The 7,876-nt window shown below is 43.7% G+C and carries 5 protein-coding genes; all 5 read left to right on the forward strand.

The annotated features are described in order from the left end of the window. Positions 1 to 11: 11 nt before the first annotated feature. The 5 genes from BMW53_RS17900 (at position 12) to BMW53_RS17920 (ending at position 7,427) form a co-directional block, all read left to right on the forward strand. Complete coding sequence (locus tag BMW53_RS17900; protein WP_038564105.1) at positions 12 to 1,550, forward strand: RagB/SusD family nutrient uptake outer membrane protein; 1,539 nt, start codon at positions 12 to 14, stop codon at positions 1,548 to 1,550. A gap of 33 nt (positions 1,551 to 1,583) precedes the next feature. Beyond that, positions 1,584 to 2,975 carry a hypothetical protein gene (locus tag BMW53_RS17905; RefSeq protein WP_038556873.1) on the forward strand — a complete coding sequence of 464 codons (1,392 nt, stop codon included), beginning with the start codon at positions 1,584 to 1,586 and terminating at the stop codon, positions 2,973 to 2,975. A gap of 4 nt (positions 2,976 to 2,979) precedes the next feature. Next, the gene (locus tag BMW53_RS17910; protein ID WP_038556870.1) at positions 2,980 to 4,479 is read left to right on the forward strand and encodes an endo-1,6-beta-glucanase; all 1,500 of its coding nucleotides are present in this window, start codon (positions 2,980 to 2,982) and stop codon (positions 4,477 to 4,479) included. An 11-nt stretch (positions 4,480 to 4,490) separates the two neighbouring features. After that, positions 4,491 to 5,825 (forward strand): DUF5125 domain-containing protein, encoded by a 1,335-nt coding sequence (locus BMW53_RS17915; protein ID WP_038564102.1) that lies wholly within the window; start codon positions 4,491 to 4,493, stop codon positions 5,823 to 5,825. Positions 5,826 to 5,948: 123 nt separating this feature from the next. Continuing rightward, complete coding sequence (locus BMW53_RS17920; RefSeq protein ID WP_081804941.1) at positions 5,949 to 7,427, forward strand: glycoside hydrolase family 30 protein; 1,479 nt, start codon at positions 5,949 to 5,951, stop codon at positions 7,425 to 7,427. Positions 7,428 to 7,876: the final 449 nt, after the last annotated feature.

Below are 7,876 nucleotides of genomic sequence, written 5' to 3' on the forward strand. Positions count from 1 at the left end.
ATCAAATGAAAATGAAGACAAGACATATATTATCCATTCTTATCCTATCGCTGTTGGCAGCTTGCTCGCTGGATTATGATCCGTTAGATACCTATTCGGATGTAACTGAAGGAGTAAGCCAGGACAGCGTTCAGGTGGTATTTGAAGATAAAGCCGACGTACTGGCACACAGGCAAACACTATTGAATTTGTACAAAAACGGGCAGGAACACTGGTACCTCGATATGTTGTTGCTGGCCGAGTCGCACTCGGATAATGCCTACTCAGGTTCGCCAAGTGCTGAAACTACACCCTTTGAGGTAAACTCGATTGAAGGATCGAATACCAATCTGAGAAGAGATTGGAACAGCCACATGGGAAACATTGCTCAGGCCAACCGACTGATTAGTAATATTGACGTTGTAAGCGATCCGGCATTAACAGATGCTGAAAAACTTCAGTATAAAGCCGAGGCAAAAATATTAAGGGCGATGATCTATTTTGACATGGTTCGCATTTGGGGAAATGTTCCTTTGGTAACAACAGTTGCCGGCGACATTACTTCAGAAACCATTGAGGATGTTTACCCGGCTTATTTCCCTCCGCAAACGGATGCTCTTACTATTTATCAGCAAATTGAGGCCGACCTTTTGGAAGGTTTGCAATATGCACCTGCTAACGATCCGCAGGATAAAACGCAGTTCTCAAAATCGGTTGCCCGTGCTTTACTGGCTAAAGTTTATGCCGAAAAACCGTTGCGCGATTACGACAAAGTAATTCAATATGCCGATGAACTGGCTGCCGATGGTTTTGGACTGGTTGACGATTTCAGCGATTTGTTTGGAGTAATACTAACTGACCCGAACGCGCCACCCTCGCAGGATAACAAGGCAATTGATGCCAAAGCCCGTAATACAAAAGAGACCATTTTTGAAGCCCAATATTTCCCTGGAAATACCAACTGGGCAACCTGGATGTATGGCCGTCCGCTTAACGACTGGACCTTCTATTTCACCTGGGCGAAATGGATCACACCATCGCGCGATTTGATAAAAGCGTTTACCAGCGAAGTGGGCGATAAACGCTACGCCGAAACTGTTGTTTTTTACAATTGTGGCTGGAATATTTATTACCCGGCTGATAATTATGCTTTTATGTACAAATGCCGCAGTGCATACAACAGCACTATTAAAATGCGTTATGCCGATATACTGTTGCTGAAAGCTGAGGCGTTGATTGGAAAAGGAGATTACAGTGGCGCCGCTCAGATTATCAATCAAACCCGCCAACGTGCAGGCTTGAGCAATCTGCCTGCATCAGCGTCGGCCGGCGAGGATGCAATTACTGAGGCTTATTTGAAAGAACGCCGCCTTGAACTGGCAATGGAAGGCCAGCGCTGGTTCGACCTCGTGCGTTTAGAAAAAGTTGAGGAAGTAATGAATGCCGTTTATGACAAGGATGAAGGACGTCCGGCACAGGTTTATCCGTTTACAAGCCTGTCGTATATCCTCCCTGTTCCGCAGGATATTATCGATCAGAACCCGAATCTTGTTCAAAATCCTGGTTATTAATAGTTAATAGGAAAACATTTAAAAGAGATTAAAATGAATTCGATATATAAATTTTTTATTCTATCCGGGGTAATTGCACTGTTGTTTGCATCGTGCGAAGACGAATACGGCCCCCGAAAAGAATCTACGCCTTTTATTGAGGCGGCGGCGGTTAGCCCTTCCAGCTTTACATTTGGCGACTCAATTACCTTGTCGGCACGAATTACCGATCCGGCTACTATGCTTACTTCGCTGGCTTACGAGCTGGTGTCGGAAGGACGAACTGTAGTAAGTGGCGAAATTCCATTAGCCGGCGACGATTATTCGCTTGAACAAGCGATTTATGTTCCCTTATTAGCCGATCAGGCCGATAATTCAGCGGTTCAGCTAAAGTTGGAGGCACGGAATGTGCTCAAAGGTTCGGTAAGTACTGAAATTACAGAACTTACAGGAAACCGCCCTGTTTACAACCAGCTGTACCTGGTTGCCGACAATGGCAGCGTGGTTACTCTAGAGGCATCAGGCAACAACCAGTTTGTGGGTAACGAATTAACGCTGGAAACATCGGTGAATTACAAAATTGCTGAAAAGCTCAATTCCGATAATACCATCGATTATAGTGGCGATGTTTATGGTAATGTAAATGGAAAATTGGCCATGATCGACCAAAGCGGCGAGTGGGCTTTTGTTTATACACCCGATGCCGATTACACAAAATCGTTCGTTTTCGACAACTTTGCTTTTACCGCGGCAACAACCGGAAGCCAGTTGGGTGATGATGATTTGGCGCTTTCGGCATTTGGCAACGAGGATGTGAACGGCGAATCTTTCCGCACACTTACCCGCACGTTGGAACAAGGAAAAACCTACACCGTGTTTGGGCAGTTGGGCGACGCTGTTACTATTTACAATCCCGATTTCTTCGAGCGCACTGCCGACAGCCGTGTAACTTTCCTTGGAGAAACAGGTGAATACACCATTTACTACAATCCGGTTCGTAAAAACATTTTTGTGGGCGTTGAAAATCCGTCTTATCCGCAATACCTGCTGGCTTGTGGTTACGGCCTGGGCTATCCAACAAACGTAAGCACCGATGAAATTGGCGCTGTTTATCCGGGGCACACCCGCGTTCACACGAGCTGGGGCTTTGGAAATGTGCTGAATTACGTGTTGTTACGGCAAATCGGCGATGGCATTTACCAGGGAACATTCTTCACCCCTGGTGATCACGATCATTATGCCGGATTCAAACCTTTTGAAAATACCGATTGGGCAAATGAGAAAAAGGCCGGTCAGTTCACGTTTACCGGTGAGCAAATCATTTCGGGCGATAACGACTGGACCATCCCGAATGGGGAGAATGATCCGGTTGTTGAATCGGCCAACTATCGTTTTACCATCAACCTAAACGATAATACGGTAAACATTGAAAAAGTAACGCTTTAATACAATGAGGAAATTATTCGATATAAAATTTATTTTGCTGATAACGCTGCTTTGTAGTGGTTTTGTGGCCTGTAGCGATGATAATAACGGTGACATTGAAGAACCTGTGCAACCCGAACCGGAAACAGGAGATGTTACGCTTTACATTACAACGAATACGAGGTCGCACGATTTTGCAACAAAAGCAGTTGACTTTAGCGATAAAAGCAATATGTCGCCAACTACCATTAACCTGGAGCCGGAAACGCGCTACCAGACAATGGATGGTTTTGGAGCGGCAATTACGGGCTCAACCTGTTATAACCTGTTACAAATGACAGAGGATAACCGGGAGAAGTTCCTGAAAGAAACCTTCTCTCCAACAGAGGGAATGGGCTACAGTTACGTTCGTATTTCCATTGGTTGTTCCGACTTTTCGCTCAGCGAATACACCTGTTGCGATACCGAGGGAATCGAAAACTTCGGCCTTACTTCGGAAGAAACCGATTACGTGATTCCGATTTTGCAGGAAATTCAGAAAATTAATCCTGATCTTAAAATTCTGGGATCGCCATGGACCTGCCCACGCTGGATGAAAGTGAATAATCTAACTGATTTACAACCTTTCAACTCGTGGACAAGCGGTCAGTTAAATCCGGCGTATTATGCCGATTATGCCACGTATTTTGTAAAGTGGATTCAGGTTTTAAAGGAATACGGAATCGATATTTACTCGGTAACGCCGCAAAACGAACCACTTAACAGAGGTAATTCAGCGTCGTTGTTTATGGGCTGGGAAGAACAACTTGGTTTTGTGAAAAACAACCTGGTGCCTGCTTTTAAAGCCGCATCATTAAACACAAAAATTTATTTGTTCGACCACAATTATAACTACGATAACATGGGCGATCAGAATGATTACCCGGTTAAAATTTACGATGCAGGAATTGATGACGAACTTGTGGCCGGTGCCGCTTATCACAATTACGGTGGAAACAAGGATGAATTGCTCGATATACATGCAAAATACCCTGAAAGAGGATTGATTTTCACTGAAACATCTATCGGTACATGGAACAACGGCCGGAACCTGGAAACCCGCTTAATTGAAGATATGCGCGAGGTGGCACTGGGAACCGTAAATAACTGGTGTAAAGGAGTAATTGTTTGGAACCTAATGCTCGACAGCGAAAGGGGACCCAATCGCGACGGCGGATGTCAAACGTGTTACGGTGCAGTGGATATCGACAGAGCGAACTATTCATCGATTACACGCAATTCGCACTATTACATTATCGGCCACTTGTCGTCGGTAGTTAAGCCTGGTGCAGTGCGCATCGGTACTTCGGGTTTTTCTGATGCCGGATTTTACTACTCGGCATTCGAAAACACCGACGGAACTTATGCCGTGGTATTATTGAACAGTAATTCGGCTTCAAAAATGATAACACTCGACGATGGCACCAATCACTTCAGTTACGAAGTGCCGGGCAAATCTGTTATTTCATACCAATGGAAAAAATAAAATCTAACACAATGAAGAACTTAAAATATTTCATATTAAGCATTTTGGGTTTGGCTGTTTTGTCGTGTTCCGACGATATCAGCGAAATCGAACCGGCGGGAAATCCCGTGATGGAAATTGAGAACCAATTCGCCGATGTGCATTTTGGCGATGTGCTTCCGTTTACTGTTTCGGTTAGCGACGAAATTCCACTATCAACACTAGCTGCCATTCTTTATTTTGGCGAAGAAGAAGTGGAAAGAACAACAATTCGCACGAAAGAAAACGGTGAATATTCAGGAACAATTGAAATTCCTTTCGAGAAAGATATTCCTGACGGAACAGCTACACTGGAATTTGTTTTACTGAATACTACGCTGAACAGCAACACGCAAAGTTTTGATGTGCCAATTACGCGTGCACAGTATCCTTACCTGATTTTGGTAACCGGAAATGCATCTTACCCAATGTTGCCAACCGGCGAAGCAAATGAGTATGCAGCTACAGAAGCATTCCCGTCAACCGATTTGTCGGCCTACATTAAAACGCCGGTGGTTGATGATAAAGGAACCGAGATTGTATTTGGCTGGGAAGCCGGCGCTGTTACAAATGGTGTTTCAACAAATATTCCTTTTGTAAGCCCTGTGGGTGGAACTTACTCGGTAACGTTTAACACCAAAACTTACGAGGCCGGGCCGTTCTTCGAAATTCTGCTCAACGGAGAAAACATGAATATGGTTGATAAAAACAATTATCAGCTTGATGTTGAGCTGACACAAGGGCAGGAGGTAAGTATTGAAGGGCTTGGAAATATTGCCGACTGGTGGATTGATTCAGATTATTTAACCACTCAGGAAGCCGGGCTTTATACTTTTGTTCCTATCACTGGAAAATACCGTATCACAGCGAATCTGGAATTGAACTATTTCAGAATTGAGGCCCTGGACGGTAACTCACCAGCTGTATTAAATGCCGATGGAACCGGAGCGATTTGGGTGATTGGCGATAATGTGGGTAAACCATCGTTGGCCGATAAAACTGTGGGCTGGAATACTGACAATGCGTTGTGTATGGCTCCAATTGGCGACAAAAAATATCAGATGACTGTAGTTGGCGGTACAAATATCAGTACCGACGGAATCAACTTTAAATTCTTCCACCAAAAAGGTTGGGGAGGAGAATTTGGAGGAGACGCCATTTCAACATCAAGTGATATTGTATTTATTGGTGATGGTACAAATGGACGCGACAGTGGTAACCTTGGATTAGTTGATGGAGTTACGCTGGAAGACGGAGCGACTTATGTATTTACTGTTGATCTTTCGGCAGGAAACGACCAGGCGGTTTTAACAGTTACAAAAGAATAAGAGAGAAAAGGTAGATATAAAAGGTTGTGGGCTTCCTGTATTGGGAGGTCTCACAGCCTTTTTTATTAGAGTTTTTTTTTGACATTTCGAACAATTATGTTGGGCGAAGAAAAGAAGAGAATCATGAAGAATATTTTGAAAACGGTGGTTGGTGTTTTTGCCGTATCGGGTTTATTTTTTGCCGGATGCACAAACAGTGACGTGAATAGGGGAGTGGAGCAACCACCAGTAGTAGTAAATCCCGAAAAAGTAAGTGTGTATGTAACTGCAAAAGATACCGATCTTCGCCTGGATGCAATTGGCGAATTCGACTTGCAAACTGCCAGCCAGCCACTGGAAACACAGCCGTTTGTTCTCATCGATCCGGCAAAACAGTTTCAAACCATTGTAGGTATAGGAGCTGCTTTAACCGATGCTTCGGCCGAAACATTTTATAAAATGCCGAAAGCTGTTCAGCAGGAAATTCTTACTGCATTTTTCGATTCAGAAAAAGGAATCGGCTATAACTTTTCGCGCACCAATATTGCCAGCTGCGATTTTTCAAGCGCATCGTATAACTATGTTGAGGAGAACGATTCGTTGCTTTCTACTTTTAGTGTTCAGCACGACGAGCAATACCGCATTCCATTTATAAAAGAAGCGATTGAAGCGGCAGGTGGGGAGTTAAAAATGTTTGTTAGCCCGTGGAGTCCTCCGGCCTGGATGAAAAGCAATAATAACGTTTTGCGCGGAGGGAAACTGCTGGAACAGTTTAAGCCTGCATGGGCAAAGTATTACGTGAAGTTTATTGAAGAATATGAAAAGCGCGACATTCCGGTTTGGGGGCTTTCGGTGCAAAACGAACCCATGGCTGTTCAGCGCTGGGAATCGTGCGTATATACTGCCGATGAGGAACGCGATTTTATAAGGAAATACCTTGGGCCAACATTGCATAACAGTGGAATGAGCGATAAAAAACTGATTGCCTGGGACCACAACCGAGACCAGATTTACCAGCGTGCCACCACCATTTTAAGCGATCCGGAAGCGGCAAAATATGTTTGGGGAATTGGCTTTCACTGGTACGAACCCTGGACCGGTGGAGATATGCAGTTTGAAAACACAAAACTGGTAAACGATGCTTTTCCCGATACAAAACTTATTTTTACGGAAGGTTGTGTTGAAGCATTTGATATTAACCGGGTAAGCGACTGGGCTTTGGGCGAACGTTATGGCTACTCGATGCTGAATGATTTTAACAGCGGTACTGTGGCGTGGACCGACTGGAACATTTTGCTGGACGAAACCGGCGGCCCAAACCACGTTGGTAATTTGTGCTTTGCGCCTATACACGCCAATACACAAACAGGCGAGCTAATTTATACCAACAGCTACTACTACATCGGGCATTTTTCGAAGTTTGTAAAAGAGGGTGCCAAAAGAATTGCAACATCATCGAGCCGCACCGATTTGCAGGCCACAGCTTTTGTTAATCCCGATGGTTCAATCGCAGTTGTGGTACTAAACCGGTCTGAAGAAAAATTTAATTACCAGTTGATGGTGAATGGCAAATCAACCGGTCTGGAAAGTTTACCGCATTCGATAATGACGATTATTTTATAAAGCCAGTTTTTTCATAAAGAAAGTGGCAAAACAAAAGCGCTTAGGTTATTATTCCGGGCGCTTTTGTCGTTTTTAAATACATAACTCTGCGTTTTTGTTGCACCCTTACAATCATCGAATTATTCACACAGGTTTTTAATCTACCAAAGCCAGCGACATGGTGTTGTAGCCCCAAAAGCAGTTCCTTCCTTCTACTGAGCTATGTGGTGGTCAGTCTGATTGGTTTTCATCTGGTATTTTTATTCAAGAAAAAAGGGGAGTAAAAACCTTCGGGTTACTATTCTCAGTTTTAAAAAACAAGCTAAAGAAATTAATCGTTTTTCAGTTTTGTTGACACAAACGCATAATTCCTTTTTGAATATCCGTAAATACTCATAATTTGATTTATTTCATTATCTTTAAGGTAGTTAAAACGATATAGATGAACCTATTTACTTTCACAGCACATT

This window comes from Draconibacterium orientale, from assembly GCF_900111425.1.
Taxonomy (GTDB): domain Bacteria; phylum Bacteroidota; class Bacteroidia; order Bacteroidales; family Prolixibacteraceae; genus Draconibacterium; species Draconibacterium orientale.

Bases quoted from the DNA above. Each gene is read 5' to 3' on its own strand.
- BMW53_RS17915 (WP_038564102.1), top strand. From the start codon at position 4,491: ATGAAGAACTTAAAATATTTCATATTAAGCATTTTGGGTTTGGCTGTT.
- BMW53_RS17920 (WP_081804941.1), top strand. From the start codon at position 5,949: ATGAAGAATATTTTGAAAACGGTGGTTGGTGTTTTTGCCGTATCGGGT.
- BMW53_RS17905 (WP_038556873.1), top strand. From the start codon at position 1,584: ATGAATTCGATATATAAATTTTTTATTCTATCCGGGGTAATTGCACTG.
- BMW53_RS17910 (WP_038556870.1), top strand. From the start codon at position 2,980: ATGAGGAAATTATTCGATATAAAATTTATTTTGCTGATAACGCTGCTT.
- BMW53_RS17900 (WP_038564105.1), top strand. From the start codon at position 12: ATGAAGACAAGACATATATTATCCATTCTTATCCTATCGCTGTTGGCA.